This window comes from Pseudomonas sp. NFACC14 (assembly GCF_900106885.1).
Lineage (GTDB): Bacteria > Pseudomonadota > Gammaproteobacteria > Pseudomonadales > Pseudomonadaceae > Aquipseudomonas > Aquipseudomonas fluorescens_AA.
Map to the genome: position 1 here is coordinate 47,649 of NZ_FNOA01000017.1, position 19,525 is coordinate 67,173.

Sequence of the window (19,525 nt, forward strand, 5' to 3'; positions counted from 1 at the left end):
CTTTCTATAAGGTTCCGGTGCTTGCAGGCCGTGCGCTGAACGATCCGGCGGGCCTTGCAAGATGACGGTAAAACGTCTTTCAATCTCGATGGATAGTCTGGAACTTATATGAAAAACAACTTCAACAAGAATGGCGTATTAACGGGATGCGCATCGTCGTTAGTTCTGTTGTCGGCCATGCTGACATCCCAGGGTGTATTCGCCCACGGATACCTCGAAGTGCCGCCCTCGCGGGCATTTTTATGCCAGAAAGGCGAAAACAAAAACTGCGGTGGTGCGCAATACGAACCTCATAGTACCGGCGAAACCTTCAAGGGATTCCCGAATGGTGCCGGTGGCGCTCCTCTGCAGGGCCCCTACGACGGCAAGATCGCCAGCGGCGGTAACTCGCTGTTTTCCGCCCTGGATGCGCAGTCGGCCACTCGCTGGCAACTGACTGAAATCCGGGATCGCAACATCACCTTCCAATGGCAATACATCGCCCCGCATCCGGCGACCAAACACGAATATTTCATCACCCGTGACGGTTGGAACCCAAACGAGCCGCTCAAGCGCGCATCGTTCGATAGCGCACCGTTCTGCACGATCGATGGCGGTAATCAACTTCCAGCCAGTGGTGCCAAGCACGATTGCGTGATTCCCGACGAGAAGACAGGCCACCATGTCATCCTGGCGGTCTGGACGGTCGGCGACACCGACAATGCGTTCTATAACCCGGCGGATGTGAACATCCTCGCCGAAGCCGCGTTGCCGGGCGGATGGTCGCCGGTGGGCAGCATCGCACCATCGACGCAGTTGCTGGCGGGCGACAAGGTCAAGGCTCGGGCGTTCTCTGCCAGCGGTGAAAACGCCGAGTACAGCGTGCAAATCAGCATCGATAACGCTGAAGAAGGCAAGCCTGAAAATTGGTCGTTCAAACTCGCCGACGCCATCAACAAGGCCCATCCTCTGATTCGTGCCGGTATCCGTGATGACGAGGGCAATATCACGCCGATCAAGGGCACCAACAAGCTGTACGCCCAGAAAGAAAGCGGCGTGAAGCGCTATGAAGTGCAACTGGATATGCGCGAAGACGCCAGCGCCAGCATGGAGATTTCTTCCCTGCAACCGGAGTACGTGCTCGACAAAGGTCGGACCAGCATGGCGTTCACTGCACAGACAAACCGCAGCATGAATCTCGAAGCCACTTTGTTCGATGAAAAGAACAAGCAGGTGGGTGTCGTGAGCCAGACCGTGGGCGCAGGCAGCACCGGCCTGAACCTGGACGTGCGCAGCGCTCCAGGTGCGCACACCCTGACACTGGTGGGGACCACCGAAGACGGCCGCACCACTCGCCAGGAAACCAAGACGGTCACCCTGACCGGCGAGGGTGCAGGCATCGAGTACGACTTCGTATTCCCTGAAGGCATCAGCGACTACGCCGCCGGCACGAAAGTGCTGCAACCCAAGACCGAGGAAGTATTCGAGTGCAAGCCGTTCCCTGCGTCCGGCTACTGCAAGCAATACACCCCGGCTTCCAACGGCTTTGAACCGGGTGTCGGTGCCTCCTGGCAAAGCGCCTGGGACAAGTTGTAAGTCCTGACAGGCACGGCTTCGGGCGATCCGCAGGGATTGCCTGGAGCCTTCGAAGGAGGGCGCGTGATGCATTCCAATTATTCCCGGCCACGTGTGCTGCTGCACTGGTTGTCGGCGGTCATTATCTTGTGGACGTTGGTGTCCGGGTTTTATGTGGCTTACAACCCGGTGTCGGCTGCGACCGAACACTGGATCGGGTCATTCAATGTGTCGCTGACGACGCTGTTCATTCCGCTGTTCGTGTGGCGAGCCTGCCTGTTTGTCCGTGCATTGGAACCCCATGGAACGGCGCCTGCGCCGATCAAGACGCTGGCCTTTGCGGTACACGCCATGGTCTACCTGGTCATTGCTGTCGTCCTGGTGACCGGCGTTCTGATGATGAAAAGCGCGATCAGTGTCTTCGGACTCGTTCACTTCCCCCAGCCACTGAGCGATCCGGCGCTGATCGAACGGGCCAGCACGATCCATACCTCGGCTTGCGTGGTGCTTTCCGTGCTCGTGGCGCTGCATCTTTGCGCAGTGGCCTGGCATGAGTGCTCCGGACGCAGGGTGGTGCGGCGAATGACCTTCGCCAAGCCCTCGGGCGCGATGATCCGGCGGGCGCAAAAGTGAGTGTTTCTTTCAAGGTTGGCAGTCGTTTGCCCACGACAATCCTGATGCTCGTACCGCTGTTGTATGGGGTGTTGCTGGCCGGGCACGAGTGGCGTTATCGCCAGGCAGTGGCCCGTGATGTGCCCGTGGTTGGCGGCTCGCCGACCGTTCCGGTGCGCGCCCTGCCCAACGTACAAGCCGTCGCGACGGTGTTCGGCCTGACGCCCGAAGGTGCCCATGTCCCTAGCACCGAACCGATCACGTTGCAGGCCAGTTTTGTCGCTGGCCAAGGCTTGTCGCGGGCCTTGCTGGCGGACGCCGCCGGCCCGCGCATTTACCAGGTGGGCGAGCGTTTGCCGGGTGGCAGCGTGCTGCGCCGGGTCGAGGCCAGCCATGTGACGTTGTGGCGCAATGGACGTGAAGAACGCTTGGCCCTGCAACCCACAGCCAAGCCCCTGCTGCGCCGGCTGAGCCTCGAAGACGGGGGCCATGCCGCGCCGCATTCCTCGCAATACCTACGCCCGGTGGCCGGGCAATCAGAGTGATCGAATTCATGAACAGCTTTATCCGGGAGCGTGTTTCGCGTGTCCTGTTCTGCTTCGCCGCGTCTTGCCTGCTGATGCCCGCCGGTTGGCTGCAGGCCGAAGAAGCCCAGTGGCAACTGGCGATGAACAACGCGGAACTGCGCGATGTGGTCGAAGAGTTCTCAGCGATCCTGGGCAAGACCGTGGTGCTCGATCCCCGGGTGTCGGGGCGCATCACGGTCATGTCCCGGGAGGCGCTGGACCGCGAAGGGGTGCGGCGGTTGTTCTATTCGGTACTCGATGCCCATAACTTCACCGTGATCGACGAAGGCGAGCGGATCCTGATCACGCCGGTCAGCGATGCCAAGACGCGTGCCGGTGTCGCCGACGAACAAAGCGCCACACCGTCGCAGTTCGTCACCCGGGTCCTCGACCTGCAATCGAGCATCGCTGCCGATGTCGCCGGGCTGATCCGCCCCTTGGTATCGGCCAATGGTTACGTCGGCCCTTCGGTCTCGTCCAACGCCTTGGTGGTCACCGACACAGCGGCCAACGTCCAGCGCATCGCCGGCGTGGTGCAACGGTTGGATTCAGGACGCAACCGCAATCACGTGGTGGTGCGCTTGAAGCACGCCCAGGCCGGGGACATCGCCCCCCTGGTGGAAGCCTCCGGCGGCAAGCGCGAGGGGGATACGGCGGGGGTGGTGATCGCCGATGCCCGCAGCAATCGGCTGGTGATCATCGGCGCGCCAGCGGTGCGTCAACGCCTGGTCGACCTGGCCCGGACCCTGGACGTACCGGCAGCCGCTTCCCAGGACAACGCGCGGGTCATCCGTCTGCGTCACAGCGATGCCAAACAGTTGGCCGAGGTCCTGGAAGGTGTCGGGCAGGATAGGAAAACCACACCGGTCCTCGCTGGCCAGCGGGAAACCGCGGGAGCCAGCCCATTCAGGATCAAGGCCGATGAGAGCCAGAATGCCTTGGTCCTGATCGCCGAGCCGGCCCAGGTCCGCATCATTGAAAACATCGTCCGGGAGCTGGACCAACCCCGGGCCCAGGTGCTCATTCATGCGGCCATCGTCGAGGTGAGCGGAGATATTTCCGAAGCGCTGGGGGTGCAGTGGGGACTCAAGAGCGGCAGCGCGGCAGGGAGCATCAACTTCCCGGGAACCGACATCCCGATCATCGGCCTGGACTTCAGCAAGTTGGATAAAACCAAGGAAAGCGCATTCCTGCGGCTGGGTGGCGATCGCTTCAGTGCGCTGGTCTCGGCGCTGGCGAGCAACGCCCATAGCAACCTGCTGTCCACCCCCAGCCTGCTGACCCTGGATAACCAGGAGGCGGAAATCATCGTGGGCCAGAACGTTCCGTTCAAGACGGGCTCCTACGCCACCAGCGGCAACGGCGCGGACAATCCGTTCACCACTGTGGAGCGCAAGGACGTGGGTATCAGCCTCAAGGTCAAGCCTTACATCAACGAAGGCTCGACCTTGCGCCTCGAAGTCGAGCAGGAGGTATCGGACATCGCGCCGTCCGTCTCCGGTGTGGACTCCTCGGACCTGATCACCAACAAGCGCGCCTTGAAGAGCACGATCCTGGCGGACGATGGCGAGATCATCGTGATCGGCGGCCTGATCCGCGACAGTGTCCGCAGCCAGCAAAGCGGTGTGCCGCTGCTGCGCAGTATTCCCTACCTGGGCGCGTTGTTTCGCTGGAACCGCGACACCCAGACCAAAAGCAACTTGATGGTGTTCCTGCGCCCGACCATCGTGCGCAGCAGCGAAGACCTGGCCGATGTGAGCCGGCAACGCTACGACGCGCTCCGGGAGTTGAGCAAACCCGGTTCGCGGAAAAACAATTCGCTGCTGCTGCCCCGGGACGCCCGCCAGTTGTTCGAATCGTCCGCGCGGGAGCCGGCGGTCGACAGGCGTCCACCGCAGCCGGAGGGCCTGTGAGCGAGCCGTTGCCCTTTGGTTTCGCCAGGCGCCTGGGCGTGCTGCTGGAAGGCGCGGGGCCGACCTTGAGCCTGGCGATGCGCAGCGACACGCCCCTGACTGCCGTGGCGGAAGTCCGGCGCCTGTGTGGGCGGGATCTGCCTATCCAGGTCCTGGAGCCGGCGCAGTTCGCCGCGCGCCTGGCCAGCGTCTATCGCCAGGGCCAGAGCGCCGCCGAGCAGGTGGCCCAAGGCCTGGACGAGGAACTGGACCTGCTCAGCCTGGCCGACCAGATGCCGCAGACTACCGACCTGCTGGAGCAGCAGGGTGATGCGCCGATCATTCGCCTGATCAATGCATTGCTCAGCGAGGCGGTCCGCGAGCACGCCTCGGATGTGCACCTGGAAACGTTCGAGCAATACCTGTCGGTGCGCATGCGCATCGACGGGCAGCTGCGGGAAATGCTGCGCCCGCGCCGGGAACTGGCGAACCTGCTGGTGTCGCGGATCAAGGTCATGGCGCGCCTGGACATCGCTGAAAAACGCGTGCCTCAGGACGGCCGGATGGCGTTGCGCCTGGCCGGGCACGAGGTCGATGTGCGGGTCTCGACCCTGCCTTCGGCCCATGGCGAGCGGGTGGTGTTGCGCCTGCTCGACAAGCAGGCCGGGCGCCTGGAACTGCAACGCCTGGGCCTGCCCGGCGACACCCTGGCGAGCCTGCGCCAGTTGCTCGGCAAGCCCCACGGCATCGTGTTGGTCACCGGGCCCACGGGGTCGGGGAAGACCACCAGCCTGTACGCGGCGTTGAGCAGCATCAACGACCAGAGCCGCAACATCCTCACGGTCGAAGACCCCATCGAATATCACCTGCCGGGCATCGGCCAGATGCCGGTCAACCCGAAAGTCGACATGACCTTCGCCCGCGGTTTACGGGCCATTTTGCGCCAGGACCCGGACGTGGTGATGGTTGGCGAAATACGCGACCGCGAGACCGCCGAAATCGCCGTCCAGGCATCGCTGACCGGGCACCTGGTGCTCTCGACCCTGCACACCAACACCGCCGTCGGCGCGGTCACGCGGCTGGTGGACATGGGCGTGGATGCGTATCTGTTGGCGTCGTCCCTGGCCGGCATCGTCGCCCAGCGTTTGTTGCGCTGTCTGTGCCCTTCCTGCAAAGCCCCTTATATGGCCGACGCCGCCACGTGTCGGCGCCTGGGCCTCGACGCCGATGCCGCACCCAGGTTGTTCAAGGCCCAGGGCTGCGAGCAATGCCAGAAAGGCTATCGCGGGCGCTTCGGCATCTATGAGCTGGTGCATGTCAACGCTGCGCTGTCGCAGCTGATTCACCAGGGCGCCACCGAGCAGGCGCTCGCCGCCGAGGCCCGCAAGACCTCCCGCAGCCTGTTCCAGGACGGTCGCCAGCGCGTGCTGGAAGGCCTGACCAGTGTCGACGAACTGCTGCGCATTACCCAGGAGGATTAGCGCCATGCCGACCTTCGATTATCGGGCCGAAAACCCCCAGGGCCGACGCTGCAAGGGGCGCGTGGAAGCCGACAGCCCCCGCCATGCTCGACAGCTGTTGCGCGAGCGCGGCTTGCTGCCCAGCGAACTGGCGGAAGCCAAGGAACAGCGAGTCCTGGGCGGGCGCCATGCCGGGGGGCGCCTGGGCCCGGCGGATCTGGCGTTACTGACGTTGCAGCTGTCCACCTTGATCCAGGCCGGCCTGCCCCTTGAGGAATCCCTGGGGGCGGTGGCGCAACAGAGCCAGAAACGCCGCGTCGCCCACCTGCTGGCGGCGGTGCGCAGCCGGGTGATGGAAGGCCATGCGCTGGCGACGGCACTGAGGGCCTTCCCTCAAGCGTTCCCCGAACTGTTCTGCGCCACGGTCGCGGCGGGCGAGCAGTCGGGTCACCTGGGCCAGGTGTTGGAGCAACTGGCGAGCTACACCCAGGCGCGCCAGGCCTCGCGCCAGCGCATTCAACTGGCGTTGGTGTACCCGCTGATCCTGATGCTGGCCTGTGTCGCGATTGTCGCGTTCCTGTTGGGGTATGTGGTGCCGGATGTGGTGAAAATTTTCATCGACAGCGGTCAGCCGTTGCCCTGGCTGACCCAGGCGCTGATCGCCGTGAGTGACGGCTTGCGTCGCCATGGCCTGCTGCTGCTCGGTGCCCTGGCCGGGCTGTTCGGGGTGTGGCGCTGGAGCGTGCGCCAACCGGCGTGGCGCCTGCGCTGGCATCGCTTGTTGCTGCGGCTGCCGCTGCTGGGCGAAGTGCTGCGGGCGATGGAAGCGGCGCGATTCGCCAGCACCTTGGCGATCCTGAGCAAAAGCGCGGTGCCGCTGGTGGAGGCCTTGCACATCGCCGCCCAGGTGATCGGCAACCTGACAATCCGCGCCCGCATGGCCGATGTCGCCCGTTCGGTACGTGAGGGCGGGACCCTGACCCGTGGCCTGGAGCAGGGCGGTGATATTCCGCCGCTGATGCTGCACATGATCGCCAGCGGCGAACGGGTCGGCGAACTCGACAACATGCTGGCCCGGGCCGCCGAACAACAGGAAGCCAGCCTCGCGGCGCGCATCGCGCTGGTGGTGAGCCTTTTCGAACCGGCCATGTTGGTGCTGATGGGCGGCGTCGTGCTGCTGATCGTCATGGCCATCCTCCTACCGATCCTGAGCCTCAACCAATTGGTGAACTGACCGATGAAACTTCAAAGCAACCGACCCGCACATCATCAACAACGCGGTTTTACCCTGATCGAAATCATGGTGGTGGTGGTCATCATTGGCGTGCTGGGCGCCATCGTCGTGCCGCAGTTCATGAGCCGACCCGACCAGGCCAAGGTCACGGCCGCCCGCACCGATATCCAGGCGATCGCCACGGCCCTGGAAATGTACCGCCTCGACAACTTCCATTACCCCTCGACCCAACAAGGCCTGGAGGCGTTGAGCAAACGCCCGTCCGGTACCCCAGCGGCCAGGAACTGGAACCCCCAGGGTTATCTGAAAAGCTTGCCGGTCGACCCTTGGGGTACGCCCTACCAGTACCTCAACCCCGGGCACAAATCCCTCGATGGCGGCTATGACCTCTACTCCCTGGGCGCCGATGGCGTGTCGGGTGGTGAAGGGATGGCGGCCGACATCGGCAATTGGTCCGAGTGAACATGCCGCGTCGTTGCCGGGGCTTCACCTTGTTGGAGCTGATGGTCGTTATCGTCTTGATCGGCGTCCTGGCGGGCATGGTCCGCTTCGCCACGGGGCCAGGCCCGGCGCGTGAAGCCCGCCAGCAAGCCCGAGACTTCGTGGCGCTGGTGCAGCAGTTGCGCGAGCGGGCGGTACTGGACGGGCAGGAATATGGCGTGCACGTGCAGCCGGGCGGTTATCAGGCGTTGCGACTCGGAGTCCAGGGCTGGACGGCCGTGTCGGTGCCCCATCGATTGCCCGAGGACTTGACGCTCGGGTTGGAGCTGGACGGTCATGTCCTGTCGCTCGATGCCGTTCAAGGCTCACCCCAGTTGCTGATGCTCAGCAGTGACGAGACCAGTCCGTTCAAGCTGTTCATCAACGTCGCTGGGCATACGGTTGCCCGGGTATCGAGCGATGGCCTGGCGGAGCCGCTGATCGATGATTAACGCGCGCAGGCAGGCCGCTGGTTGCCAGGGGTTCACGCTGTTGGAAGTCATGATCGCCCTGGCGATTTTCGCGACGCTGGCGGCGGCCGTACTTTCGGCCAGCCAGTTCGTACTCAAGCAAAGCGCCGGGCTTGAGGAACGTCTGTTCGGCGCCTGGCTGGCGGACAATCAACTGAGCGAACTGCGCCTGGAAGTCGTCACGTCGCCTGGACAACAGCGACTGAACCGGCACCTGGATCGCCGCGATTGGGTCTTGCAACAACGTATCGCCCCGGCCCGCGATGGGCGCCTGTTGCAGGTCGAGATCCAGGTCCGCCGCGACGACAGCGCGACCGTCGCGCACCGCACCATCGGCTGGGTCCGCGGCCATCATGAATAAGCAATCGGGCTTCACCTTGTTGGAGCTGGTCATCGCCATCGCCATTTTTACCTTGCTCGGCCTGGCCAGTTGGCGGTTGTTCGACGGGGTCGTGCGGACCCAGCAGGGAGTCGGTCAGCATGAGCGCGACATCAGGACCTTGCAGCGTGCTGTCGGCGTGATCGAACGGGATGTGTGGCAGGCGGTTGCCGACTCGGTCGTGCTTGCGCCCGGGCATTTGCAGTTGCAGCGCAGCCATTGGCGCAACCCACTGGACCAGCCTCGCAGCGAACGGCAGACCGTGAGCTATCAGCTCAAGGGCGACACGTTATGGCGCGAGAGTGTCGGCGAAGGCATGACGCTTGTGCAGCGGCAGATATTGCTCGACGACGTCCGCAGCCTGAACTGGCGCGTGTTCGACCGGCAACGGGGCTGGCACAGTGAAACCGCGAGCGGCACCGCGCCGTTGGCGTTGGAGTTGATCGTGTCTGCGGGGCGTTTCGAACAGATCCGCCGGGTGCTGCTGTTGCCGGAGGCGTTGCCGTGAAGCGCCAACGCGGCGTGGCGCTGATCAGCGTGCTGCTGGTGTTGAGCCTGGCATTGCTGCTGGTCGGTGGGCTGTTGCGCAGCCATCGCCTGCTGTTGCACAGCAGCGCGCAGCAACTGCAACAGGTCCAGTTGCGGCAATTGGGCTTGGCTGGGGAAGACTGGGCGCGGGTGGTGTTGGAAAACAGTGGGATAACGCCGTCCGGGCCCGTTGACCTGAGCCAGGATTGGGCCCGGCTCGGGCCTGCCATGGAAATGGACGGCGCCGAGCTGCGCATCGCTATCGAGGATTTGTCCGGGCGCCTGAACCTCAATGGGCTGCTGGCCCAGGGGCAAATCGATCAGGTCACCCTCGGTCGCTGGGCCCGCTTGCTGGCCTCGCTGGATCTGCCGCCGCTGTCGTTGCCCCAGGTCGGACCGATACAGGAGTTGAGTCAACTGCGGCTGTTGCCGGGCATCGATGGCCCGACGCTACAGCGCCTGGAGCCCTGGGTGGCGTTGCTTCCCAAGGACGCGCGGATGAACATCAATACCGCCCCGCAGCGCGTGCTGATGACCCTCGATGGCATGGAGGCCGGGGCCGCCCAGGCGTTGGTCAACCAGCGTCGCCACGCGCCATACCCCAGCGTGCAGGCGTTCACCAACGACCCGTTGCTGTCCGGCATGGGCCTGAGCAGCCATGGCCTGGGGGTGGGCAGTCGCTGGTTTCGAATCACCGTGAGCGTGACCCATGCCGACAGCCGTCTGCGCCTGGCCTCGGATATCGAGCGTGATGCTGTCAGCGGGCGCTGGACGGTTCGTCAGCGACGTTTCTTACCCTTCAGCCCCAGTGAGCTTCCTTGATGAAAACCTGGCTTTACCTGACTGCCGAGGGCCTGACCGCGCCTTGCGCCAACTGGCCGTGCTGCGTGTGGTCGTCCACCGGCGAGCGTCGTCGGCTGCCGTTGCACGAGGCGGCCGGCGAGTTGAGCGGACGGCCCGTCGATGTGCTGTTGCCGATGGAAATGTGCAGCTGGTTGCGCAGCGATCCGTGGCCCTCCCGACGCCAGCCCCGGCCCCAGGCCCTGGCATTCGCCATCGAAGAACAACTGAGTGAAAACCTGGAGGCGCTGCACATCAGCGTCGGCCCGCGGGACCGTCAGCACCGCTATCCGCTGATGGTGACGGAGCGCGCCCGGTTCCAGGCGCTGCTGGCGCTGCTCGCCGAACAAGGCATCGATACACGGGCGGTGCATGTCGACGCCGACCTGCTTGCCGATGAGCAGGCATTGGGCGTGCGTTGGTTCGGGCGTTGGTTGTTGGGCGCAGGGCTGCCGGCGCGGGTGGCGTTGTCGGTACGGGCCCTGGCGACGCTCAAGCCCGGCTTGCCCGAGGACATTCACTGGCTGGACGAAGAGCGCGATTGCCCTGGCATCGATGAATGGCTGCTGAGCGCGGGTGGACGCCCTATCGACCTGTTGCAAGGTGAGTTCCGTCGACGTGGTCGAGCGCTGCCATGGCGTGGCGTTTCGGCGGTGGTACTGGGCATGTTGGTGCTCACCTGGGCTTTCTGCGACGCCCGCGTACGTTTTCTTGAACGCGAAACCCGGTTTTTGCATGCCCAAAGCGAACAGCGGTTCAGGTCGCTGTATCCCGGGCAGGAGCGGATCGTCGACCTGGCGGCGCAGTTCCAGGCATTGCAGAGCCGACGCGGGCAAAGCCACGACACTCAGGTCGTGCGTCTGACCCGTCTGACCGAGCAGGTCATTGGCGCCAGCAACGTCGAGGTGCAGCGCATCGATTTTCGTGAAGGCGAAGGCTGGAAGATCCAGTTGACGGCGAACAGTTTCGTCGAGCTTGAACAACTGCGTGAACGCGGGCAGCAGAACGGCTTGCCCGTCACCCTGGGCAGCGCGAGCAAACAGAACAATCGGGTGCAGGCCATCCTCACACTGGAGAACAGTTGATGAACACCGATGGATGGCGGGTCTTGAAACAGACATGGGGAAACCTGTCGCGCCGAGAACAAGGGCTGTTGCTGGGGCTTGCCGGGGTGTTGTCGGTGGCGCTGGCCTACACCGCGATTTGGCAACCAACCTGGCAACGACGGGAGGTTGCCGAACGCCAGTATCAACAACAGGCCGAACTGAACACCCGGATCCAGCGTGCCGAACCCACCCGGGATATGACCGTCGCCACGCGGCCCTTGTCGGTGCGCGTCAATGAAAGTGCGGCAGCGGCGGGGTTGGACATGGCGGAAATGGAGGTCGACGGCGACTCGTTGCGACTCGCCGTCAGTGGTGACGCGAGTGCGTTGCTCCATTGGTTGGATCAACAGGAACGAGAGGGCGCGGTGCTGCGGTCGCTGACGTTGGAAGTGGAGAATGGTGTGTTGGGCGCGCGAGTGGTTTTGCGCCAATGACACACGGCAGTTTTGATCAGGGCACGAGTGGCCTTTGTGGCGAGGGAGCTTACTCCCGCTCGGCTGCGCAGCAGTCGTAAACGGGTTTACAGGGTTTACCTGTTGCACCGCGGTGGCTGGTTTTGGGGCGGCTGCGCCACCCAGCGGGAGCAAGCTCCCTCGCCACAAAGTGTCCACTTTGTTTCCAATGTGGATAGCGATGGCTAGACCTACATATTCCCCGGCAGCAACGGCAATTTCGCCAGCTTCACCGCCACCCACAACGCGATCACCAGCAAGCCACCGATGAACAGGCCGATCCCGTTCCAACCGCCCAGGTGCCAGGCCACGCCGCCGGCCGTACCCGCCACGCTGGATCCGGCGTAGTAGCTGAACAGATAAAGCGACGAAGCCTGGCCCTTGGCCCTGAGGGCGCGGCGGCCGATCCAACTGCTGGCGACCGAATGGGCGCCGAAGAAACCGAAGGTGAACACCAACATGCCCAGGACCACCAGCCACAGCGGGGCGGCCATGGTCAGCACGAGGCCGGCCAGCATCAGCGCGATGGTCGCCCAGAGCATTTTGCGGCGACCGAGTCTGTCCGCCAGTGCGCCGACTTTGGCCGAGCTGTAGATGCCCGACAGGTACACCACCGACAGCAACCCGACGAAAGCCTGGTCCAGGTGATAAGGCTCGGCCAGCAGGCGGTAGCCGATGTAGTTGAACAGCGTCACGAAGGCGCCCATCAGCACGAAGGCTTCGAGAAACAGCAGCGGCAACCCGGCGTCGCGAAAGTGCAGGGTGAAACCCTCCAGCAGACTGCGTGGGTGCAGCGAACGGGGACGGAAGTTGCGTGACTCGGGAAGAATCCGCCAGAACACCGCCGCCGCGATCAACGCCAGGCCGCCAATCACCAGCATCGCGGTGTGCCAACTGACGAAGTCGATCAAGACCCCGGTGATCAGGCGCCCGCACATGCCGCCGATGGCGTTGCCGGCGATATACAGCCCCATCGCCAGGCCGATGTGCTTGGGATGAATCTCTTCGCTCAGATACGTCATCGCGACCGCCGCCAACCCGCTCAACGACAGCCCGACCAAGGCGCGCAGCAGCAGGACGCCTTGCCAGGTCGGCATCATGGCGCTGGCGATCGTGCACACCGACGCGGCGAACAGCGCCGTGACCATCACCGATTTACGGCCGATGCGGTCGGAAACCGGGCCAGTGATCAACAGGCCGATGGCGAGCATGCCGGTCGCCACCGACAGGATCAGGCTGCTCTGCGCCGCGTTGATGGAAAATTCCTTGGACAGCAGCGGCATCATCGGCTGCACGCAATACAGCAGGGCAAAGGTTGCAAAGCCACCGCAGAACAGCGCCAGCACCGTGCGCATGAACATCGGCGTGCCTTTCTCGATGTAGATGTCCGTGAGTTCGGCGACGACATCGTCCTGCGCACGCGGCGGGATTTCATGGGCCAATGGAACGACAGCAATTTTCACGGTGGACCTCGCAAGGACACGATCAGGCAGGCAATGAAAAAAGCATATAGCCAGCTAATGTTTCTATCCAATATATTATTCGACCTGTTTAAGACGTTTTACGACCTATTGGGTGGCCCATGGAACTGCGACATCTGCGTTACTTCATCGCCGTTGCCGAAGAGCTGCATTTCGGCCGCGCCGCGCTGGCCCTGGGCATCTCCCAGCCACCGTTGAGCCAGCAGATCCAGGCATTGGAACAGGAGATTGGCGCACGGTTGTTCGAGCGCACCAATCGTCGAGTCGAATTGAGCGAGGCTGGGCGGCTGTTCCTTGAAGAAGCGCGACGGGTGTTGGTCCAGGTCGACAAGGCCGCCGACGTGGCCCGCCGTGCCCAACTGGGGGAACTGGGCGAGCTGAAGATCGGCTTCACCTCCTCGGCGCCGTTCAACTCCACCATTCCCCAGGCGATTTTCTCGTTCCGTCAGCGTTTTCCCGCAGTGCATCTGAACCTGCGGGAAATGAGCAGCACCCAAGTGGCCGACGCATTGCTGGATGAGGCGATCGAGGTCGGTATCATGCGGCCGTTGCCGCTGCCCGACGCCCTGAGGGAAATCGAACTCAGCCGCGAACCCCTGGTGGCCGTGCTCAGCGCCAAGCATCCCCTGGCCCAGGGCGATGAAAAAGGCCTGTTCCTCTCGGCGTTGGCCCAGGAACCGTTCGTGTTTTTCCCGCGCAGCTACGGCAGCGGCCTCTACGCGCAATTGCTGAGCCTGGCCCGCGACGCCGGCTTCAGCCCGCACTTCGCCCAGGAAGCCGGTGAGGCCATGACCATCATCGGCCTGGTCGCGGCAGGGCTGGGGGTCTCGGTATTGCCGGCGTCCTACCAACGTATGCGCATCGATGGCGTGGTCTATCGACCGCTGCTCGATCCGGCGGCGGTCTCGGCCGTGTGGCTGGTGCAGCGCAAAGAACAGCGTTCGCCGATGGCGAAGGCGTTTGTGGATTTATTGACGCAAGGCACTGGCTGTTGATCCCCAACCACTCGACCTCGATTCGATCGGCCTAGCCTTCCCAGACCGTCGCGGGCTTATTGCCGTGGTAATCATAAAAACCCTGGAGTATCCAGGTGTCGCCCTGGCGTTCGAACGCGGCGCGCCATGCGCCTTTGCCACCGCCGGGGGACAGTTGGGCCATGGTGTACCAGTAGTACCGATAGATTCGCTTGGTGGTTATCCTGCCGGCGCGGATATCTGTCAGGATTTCCCCGACCTTGGCTTCAGCCTCCTTGGGAAAGCTGGCGTATGACATCTGTGTTTCGGCCAATGGGCTGGTGCGGGTCTGGAATTTATCCGGTACAGGCTCTGGAGCGGGTAAAACCATGGGGACGGTGGGTGAGGGTGTCCCTGTCACTTTGTTGGACTTGGCCTGTGTAACGATTTCGATGTCGAAGGGTTCATAGTTTGCGAGCGAACGGGTGAAGTTTGTAACGTCTTCGCCGGTGAGCAGCATGGTATTTCGCTGGGTCTTGCCTTTGTTGACAATGAGATAAGGCACGCGATTGTTCCTGATTTCCGTCAACAGGCCAGGCTTGTGCAGACGCTGCTTCTCTTCCCGAAGCGCAGTGATCATCTCGTTGTAATAATCTTCCGAAGCCATGTAGTTTTCTCGGGCGGCCTGCTCTTGCGGCCTGTCCCCCGGATATAACGCCTGGGCCTTGGCATTCAACTTGGCTTCCACGGCGTGCAACATGGCCCGGGTGTCTTTGGATATCTTGTCCATGGCCACTCTTTTCCTGCCCTTATGAGGCGTGAAGGTCATGAAGACCGCGCCGGTCAGGTTGTCCGTGATGAGGGTGGTGTGCACCTGGATCCGATCTTCGGTAAAGAACACGTTTTTGTGTGAAATGATCGTGTCATATATTTTTATTTTCTGTGTTTCGCTCAGTTCGACGTCAGGCACGTTAGCTTCGATGTCTTTATAGCTAAGGGTCACGATTCGCCATGTGTTCATCTTGTCCAGCAGATCGTCGTGGGCGGCCTGATGCCGAGAGAGGTTGCCCCGGCCCTGGGTCAGGTCCCTTATTTTCGAGAGATAGGCGTTGAGGTCGAGCGCACCTATGTCGGCCATGCTTTCGTCGAGTATGCGTTCGAGCAGCGCGTCGGGCATGGAGTGGAAAATCTCCTTTGCCGTGTTGACGGCTTCGAGGGTGGGGTAGCGATTGTTGACCAGCACCCCTTCCACCAATGCATTGAAATTGCGCTCTCGCGGTGTCTGCGGGGCTCGTCTTAACAGGCTCTGGAGCGCGCCGCCTCCGCGTAGGCGCTGCCGTTCTTCAACCTGCCAACGATCATTCTCCCAAATGACAGTCCGTTGGTTCGAGCGGTTGTCGGGCGCGTAGATGATTTGCTCGCCTGCCTGGACCGCCGTCTTGTAATAGCCGTTCTCCAGCATCAGGTAGCCTTGTCCGCTTGCATCCCTGTACCGGTGGCGACCCTCGTGGATCAACCCGTGGCCGTCGAACCCTTTGAGCCGGTACGGCTCCAGTTCCGGGTCCGTCATGGCGGGGAGCGCCGATAGCGCCGGGCGTGCTTGTCTGCGACGGCGTCCGGCGCGGGCCATGATCAAGTCCTGCCCCGCCTCGGCGATGACTTCCCCCAGCCCGCCGATAAAATCAAGGGTCCATTGCTGCAGGCTGCCGTTCTCATCGTCTATCGCCGACACCGCGGCACCGCCGGCCATGGTCGGCAGGATCGCTCGTCCCAGCAGGCCGCCCAGCCGGCCTGCCGGGAACATCGACATCGCTCCCGTCAGCAGCATGACGGCGCTGCGGCGTCCCTCTTGGGCGTAGGTGCTGTCGCGCTCGGCATGGGTCACCGTCAACATGTCCACCGTCTTGATCCCATGGGCGATTTGCGTCTCATGCAACGCTTTGAACACATCCCCCTCGACGATGGGCGAAGCGATGGTCTTCGCGAAATCCTCCTGTGCCCGGTCCTTGGCCCACGCGAAGACAGACTGTGTGACTTTCTTGATTTTTTCCTCGAGCGCCAGGTCCTCCGAGGTCGGTACCATGCTGGCAAGTTGCTTGGCCTGTTCGAGCAGCGGCAGGTGCGAAATGAGCCAGCGGGTCATCTCCGGCGTGGCAGTGAGTGTGTGCGCCAACGTCATTTCCAACGCCCGCGCGCTTGGCGCATCCACGTCCCTGAACGTCTTGCCGTCGGGGGCGCCTGGTGTGTACAGCGTCAACGAGGGGCGGCTCGCCGTCGCCTTCACCCCAAACGCCAGCAATTCCTTCAGCACGCTGTCGCCCCATTGCAGTTGGCGGACCACCACCTCGTGCCCGTTGACCTTGTCGCGCGCCGTCGCGGTCGGGCCGTCCAGTGCCGCCAGCACCAGCTTCAAGCCGGTATTGTCCCGGTCGTGTCGCAAGTCTCCCGAAAGATGCGCGGCCCATACTTGGGCGCGCATCTGTTGCGCTTTCAAGGCCATCCACTGCGCCTGCTGTGCCCGGGCCACGCGTTGCAGCTCGGCCGGAAGCCGGGCGCCGATGTTCGCCCTTTCAATGACGTCCACAATTTGCGCGAAGCTCAGCGGCCCTTCCACGGTTGGGTGGGAGGCATGGCGTTCGTCCTGGGTCAGGTTGGACATCGCCCACTGCGTCAGGGAGCGACGGTCATCGACGATTCCCTTCACGCTGCCTTGCGAGACCCCGGAACCAAACGGCGAGCTTCCCATCGGTGCGTGGGGATCGACCACGGTTCTTCTGATGCTCAGGGACACGTCCTCAGGGTCGACCGGCGGGTATTTCGCCTTGATGACATCGGCGAGCAACTGACGGGTCCGGTCTCGAAGAGCGTCCATGGTGGCCAGCGTCACTGGGTCTGGCGGCGGGGGCAGATCCGTCAGGGTTTTGTGCAGGGCCCGCGTCGCCGCCCACCATGCCAGGCGATCGCTGGCGGTAACGTGCGGGTTGCCGTGCAGCCAGTCGTTGAGTCTCTTGAGGTTTAACCGCAATTCGCGCTCGCCCATGACGTTCGCCAGGTCCAGCTTGTGGCCGATATCCGCGGCCACATCGACCCGGTTCATCCAGGCGCTGATTTCTTCCGACGCCGCGGGACCGTCCAGCACGGCATCGCACACGGCGGTTTTCTGTTCCTTCCGCAGTTCCGTGACCAGGCGAGTGAGGAAGTGCTCGGCCACAGGCGCGGTATCGACTTCATCACCAGCGTTGCCGTCTTGCGCCAGGCCAGCCTTGAGTGCCACCAGCGTGTCATACAGTTGCAACGGCTGGCCCGGGCGGTACAGCACGGCATGTCCCGAATCGCTGGTGTTGTCATGCCGCGACAAGGCCACGGCGCCCGACACCGGTACGCTGAAGCCCCACCGGCGGGGGGTGATCCCCAGGCTGAACACCCCGGGTCGGACCCGTTCCGCCAACTGTGCACGAGACGCTGCGTCCGGCGCCGACAACGCATGGTCGGTCAGCGCCTGATGCATCTGCGGGCTCAATGTCGTGTCCAGCCGATGCAGATCGGCCTGGGCCTTGAGTTGCCTGGCGAGTTCGTCCGCCAGCCAGTCGCCGACGTTGCGGTCCTGGCTGAAGTCGGCCGGTTTGTTCCAGAACTCATCCAGTGCACGGGTGAGCAGTCGTGCATAAAGCGCTGGCGTGGCGCTGATCAGCCGCTTGATTTCAGTTTTCACGGCGCGCTCGTTCAGGACGGCGGGCGCTGCGGCGGTGTTGTCCTGGCGGGTGACAATCTCGATGTTGTCCAGGTCACGGAAGAACGCACGCGGATCGATCCTGCCGGCGACGACTTGCAGCAAAAGCGTTTCGAGCAAGAGGGTGCCCGTCACCGTCTTGCCGGTTGCCGGGGCATCGGCTGTGCGCTGCGCAGGCGGGATCGTCTCTTCTCGCAGCGTGCGCACGGACAGCTCGTGTACCGTCATGCTGCCCGCCAAGGCAGGAAAGGTTCTCCTGAACCAATAATCCAGGTGTTGCCTCATCACCTTGGAAGGCCGCGGGACGGCGTCGTTCAGGCGGATCATGTGTTGCTGCGACGCCTTGAGCTGGCTGATCAGCGGGGCATCCGCCAGCGCGGCGCTGTCGGCGAGCGGCAAGTCATGAGATGTTGCAAGGGGGGTGTGTTCCACTGCTTTCTTCCTGGAGGAATGTTGGCAGCACAACCTATTCAGGAAAAACTCGGGTGGGTGGTATATAGGTACCGCATGGGGGGAAGGGCGATAGGGTAAGCACCATCAATGAGCGCTATGACGTGGGCGCTGACGGATCATTGAGTGATCGTGAAGAATGCCAGGATAGCTTCGCGAGTCGCCTGCGTTTGTTCTTCCAGCACCCAATGCCCGGTATCGACCAGTATCAATGAGTGCGGCTGCGTCGCAATGTACAAGGCCTGTTCGGCCAAGGTTTTTCCTCTCGAGTGGTCCCCGCCGATGGTGAGCAGTGGGACAACCAATTTGTTCTTGGAGAATTCCAGGTTGTCGTTCGCGTCATGTTCTACCCAGGCTGAATAGAGCTTGAAGGCCGCTTCCATGCGTCCAGGCCGGGAGTAGTCTTGCACCAGCGCCTGTCGCACCTCACGACTGACTTGAGTATTGCCGGCGAATACGAAGTCATCGAAGAACATGTCCAGGTAGGTTTTCTCTTGCCCTTGAATCAGGGTGAGGGCCGCTTTGCCAAAGAAACGAAAGTGCCATTTGCTGGCAATGCCGGCTGCAGCATCCCCGTTATAGGCAACCTCCCACCCGGGAACGCCCGGAATGAATCCATCCATCAATACAATGCGCCCGGTTTCAAGCGGATAAAGCGCCCCGTAGGCGTAGGCAATGATCAAGCCCATGTCATGGCCAATGATATCGACCTGCTTGATGTTCAAGAGGGTGATCAGTTCGTGCAGATCATGCGCCATACTTTTTTTGGCGTAGCCATCGACGGAAATATCCGTTTCGCCGGCGCCGCGATAATCAGGAACGATGGGGCTGAAACCGGCCCGTACCAATGCACCCATCAAAGGCTCCCAGCTACGCCAGCTGCCTGGGAACCCGTGCACCAGCAGAACCGGTTGCTTGCCGTCACCGCCCATGAGGTAGTGAAGGCGAATACCGTTCACGGATGCATAGGCATGTGTAAATGTCGCACCGTCGACAACGACGCTGCTTTGTTCCGTTGAAGGCGAGGTGGCGTGGTGTTTGGGGGACATGGCTGCGCGGCCCGACCAGGCGATTGTGTTCAACAATTTTTTGTCCATGTTTGGAGCCAGATTAATTTCATGAGCTACGAATCACAGCTCATAAGGTCGAACGGCTTGATTGAGCATCGACGTCTGGAAGCCTGAAGCTACCCCGGGCACTTTCGCTACTGTCAGAGCTGACAGTTCCGACAACAGGCGAAAAGTGCTGCTTCGATTGAGGGCGGCAGAAGAAAGGCGGGGGGCGGACGTGGCGCCAGGCTCCTTTCGGCTGAGACTGTGTAAAAACGCATCGTACTTA

General features: G+C 62.7%; 17 protein-coding genes. 14 read left to right on the forward strand and 3 right to left on the reverse strand.

Going from position 1 to position 19,525, the window contains the following annotated elements; all coding sequences use genetic code 11:
* The first annotated feature begins 108 nt into the window (after positions 1 to 108).
* From gbpA to gspM, 13 genes are all read left to right on the forward strand, one after another.
* Entirely contained in the window at positions 109 to 1,575 is a 1,467-nt protein-coding gene (gene gbpA / locus BLU85_RS22035; protein ID WP_092203352.1) for an N-acetylglucosamine-binding protein GbpA, read from the forward strand.
* Positions 1,576 to 1,641: 66 nt separating this feature from the next.
* The gene (locus BLU85_RS22040) at positions 1,642 to 2,187 is read left to right on the forward strand and encodes a cytochrome b (RefSeq protein WP_092203354.1); all 546 of its coding nucleotides are present in this window, start codon (positions 1,642 to 1,644) and stop codon (positions 2,185 to 2,187) included.
* Positions 2,184 to 2,711: a type II secretion system protein N gene (locus BLU85_RS22045; protein ID WP_092203356.1), complete on the forward strand. Its 528-nt coding sequence runs from the start codon at positions 2,184 to 2,186 to the stop codon at positions 2,709 to 2,711. The genes BLU85_RS22040 and BLU85_RS22045 overlap by 4 nt, the downstream gene beginning before the upstream one ends.
* A gap of 8 nt (positions 2,712 to 2,719) precedes the next feature.
* A complete protein-coding gene (gene gspD, locus BLU85_RS22050; RefSeq protein ID WP_170847615.1) occupies positions 2,720 to 4,645 on the forward strand; it encodes a type II secretion system secretin GspD in 1,926 nt (641 codons plus the stop codon).
* Positions 4,642 to 6,105 carry a type II secretion system ATPase GspE gene (gene gspE / locus BLU85_RS22055; RefSeq protein WP_092203360.1) on the forward strand — a complete coding sequence of 488 codons (1,464 nt, stop codon included), beginning with the start codon at positions 4,642 to 4,644 and terminating at the stop codon, positions 6,103 to 6,105. Before gspD ends, gspE begins: the two co-directional genes overlap by 4 nt.
* 4 nt (positions 6,106 to 6,109) lie before the next feature.
* Positions 6,110 to 7,318 (forward strand): type II secretion system inner membrane protein GspF, encoded by a 1,209-nt coding sequence (gene gspF / locus BLU85_RS22060; protein WP_092203362.1) that lies wholly within the window; start codon positions 6,110 to 6,112, stop codon positions 7,316 to 7,318.
* A gap of 3 nt (positions 7,319 to 7,321) precedes the next feature.
* On the forward strand, positions 7,322 to 7,780 hold the full coding sequence (gspG, locus tag BLU85_RS22065) for a type II secretion system major pseudopilin GspG (RefSeq protein WP_092203364.1): 459 nt from the start codon (positions 7,322 to 7,324) through the stop codon (positions 7,778 to 7,780).
* A 2-nt stretch (positions 7,781 to 7,782) separates the two neighbouring features.
* Entirely contained in the window at positions 7,783 to 8,250 is a 468-nt protein-coding gene (gene gspH, locus BLU85_RS22070; RefSeq protein ID WP_092203366.1) for a type II secretion system minor pseudopilin GspH, read from the forward strand.
* Positions 8,243 to 8,629, forward strand: a complete 387-nt coding sequence (gspI, locus tag BLU85_RS22075) for a type II secretion system minor pseudopilin GspI (protein WP_092203368.1) — start codon at positions 8,243 to 8,245, stop codon at positions 8,627 to 8,629. Before gspH ends, gspI begins: the two co-directional genes overlap by 8 nt.
* Positions 8,622 to 9,155, forward strand: a complete 534-nt coding sequence (locus BLU85_RS22080) for a type II secretion system protein GspJ (protein WP_092203370.1) — start codon at positions 8,622 to 8,624, stop codon at positions 9,153 to 9,155. The genes gspI and BLU85_RS22080 overlap by 8 nt, the downstream gene beginning before the upstream one ends.
* Positions 9,152 to 9,997 (forward strand): type II secretion system protein GspK, encoded by an 846-nt coding sequence (locus tag BLU85_RS22085; RefSeq protein WP_092203372.1) that lies wholly within the window; start codon positions 9,152 to 9,154, stop codon positions 9,995 to 9,997. The genes BLU85_RS22080 and BLU85_RS22085 overlap by 4 nt, the downstream gene beginning before the upstream one ends.
* On the forward strand, positions 9,997 to 11,100 hold the full coding sequence (gene gspL / locus BLU85_RS22090) for a type II secretion system protein GspL (protein ID WP_092203374.1): 1,104 nt from the start codon (positions 9,997 to 9,999) through the stop codon (positions 11,098 to 11,100). Before BLU85_RS22085 ends, gspL begins: the two co-directional genes overlap by 1 nt.
* Entirely contained in the window at positions 11,100 to 11,555 is a 456-nt protein-coding gene (gene gspM / locus BLU85_RS22095; RefSeq protein ID WP_092203376.1) for a type II secretion system protein GspM, read from the forward strand. Before gspL ends, gspM begins: the two co-directional genes overlap by 1 nt.
* Before the next feature lie 209 nt (positions 11,556 to 11,764).
* Here the strand turns inward: gspM and BLU85_RS22100 are convergent, their stop codons facing one another.
* Positions 11,765 to 12,934: an MFS transporter gene (locus BLU85_RS22100; protein WP_371914252.1), complete on the reverse strand. Its 1,170-nt coding sequence runs from the start codon at positions 12,932 to 12,934 to the stop codon at positions 11,765 to 11,767.
* 221 nt (positions 12,935 to 13,155) lie between these two features.
* Here BLU85_RS22100 and BLU85_RS22105 point away from each other — a divergent pair, with 221 nt between their 5' ends.
* Positions 13,156 to 14,049, forward strand: a complete 894-nt coding sequence (locus BLU85_RS22105) for a LysR family transcriptional regulator (protein ID WP_060739538.1) — start codon at positions 13,156 to 13,158, stop codon at positions 14,047 to 14,049.
* Positions 14,050 to 14,080: 31 nt separating this feature from the next.
* Here BLU85_RS22105 and BLU85_RS22110 read toward each other — a convergent pair whose 3' ends face one another.
* Both BLU85_RS22110 and BLU85_RS22115 read right to left on the reverse strand, forming a co-directional pair.
* Positions 14,081 to 18,169, reverse strand: coding sequence for a dermonecrotic toxin domain-containing protein (locus BLU85_RS22110; RefSeq protein ID WP_092203380.1), 4,089 nt, complete (start codon positions 18,167 to 18,169; stop codon positions 14,081 to 14,083).
* A 137-nt stretch (positions 18,170 to 18,306) separates the two neighbouring features.
* Complete coding sequence (locus BLU85_RS22115; RefSeq protein ID WP_256572874.1) at positions 18,307 to 19,284, reverse strand: alpha/beta fold hydrolase; 978 nt, start codon at positions 19,282 to 19,284, stop codon at positions 18,307 to 18,309.
* Positions 19,285 to 19,525: the final 241 nt, after the last annotated feature.

What these genes read in the sequence shown, in the direction of transcription:
- gspG (WP_092203364.1), top strand. Translation starts at nt 7,322, where the DNA reads ATGAAACTTCAAAGCAACCGACCCGCACATCATCAACAACGCGGTTTT.
- BLU85_RS22080 (WP_092203370.1), top strand. Translation starts at nt 8,622, where the DNA reads ATGAATAAGCAATCGGGCTTCACCTTGTTGGAGCTGGTCATCGCCATC.
- BLU85_RS22100 (WP_371914252.1), bottom strand. Translation starts at nt 12,934, where the DNA reads ATGTTCATGCGCACGGTGCTGGCGCTGTTCTGCGGTGGCTTTGCAACC.
- gspF (WP_092203362.1), top strand. Translation starts at nt 6,110, where the DNA reads ATGCCGACCTTCGATTATCGGGCCGAAAACCCCCAGGGCCGACGCTGC.
- gspD (WP_170847615.1), top strand. Translation starts at nt 2,720, where the DNA reads ATGAACAGCTTTATCCGGGAGCGTGTTTCGCGTGTCCTGTTCTGCTTC.
- gspH (WP_092203366.1), top strand. Translation starts at nt 7,783, where the DNA reads ATGCCGCGTCGTTGCCGGGGCTTCACCTTGTTGGAGCTGATGGTCGTT.
- gspM (WP_092203376.1), top strand. Translation starts at nt 11,100, where the DNA reads ATGAACACCGATGGATGGCGGGTCTTGAAACAGACATGGGGAAACCTG.
- gspI (WP_092203368.1), top strand. Translation starts at nt 8,243, where the DNA reads ATGATTAACGCGCGCAGGCAGGCCGCTGGTTGCCAGGGGTTCACGCTG.
- BLU85_RS22040 (WP_092203354.1), top strand. Translation starts at nt 1,642, where the DNA reads ATGCATTCCAATTATTCCCGGCCACGTGTGCTGCTGCACTGGTTGTCG.
- BLU85_RS22115 (WP_256572874.1), bottom strand. Translation starts at nt 19,284, where the DNA reads ATGGACAAAAAATTGTTGAACACAATCGCCTGGTCGGGCCGCGCAGCC.
- gbpA (WP_092203352.1), top strand. Translation starts at nt 109, where the DNA reads ATGAAAAACAACTTCAACAAGAATGGCGTATTAACGGGATGCGCATCG.
- BLU85_RS22105 (WP_060739538.1), top strand. Translation starts at nt 13,156, where the DNA reads ATGGAACTGCGACATCTGCGTTACTTCATCGCCGTTGCCGAAGAGCTG.
- gspL (WP_092203374.1), top strand. Translation starts at nt 9,997, where the DNA reads ATGAAAACCTGGCTTTACCTGACTGCCGAGGGCCTGACCGCGCCTTGC.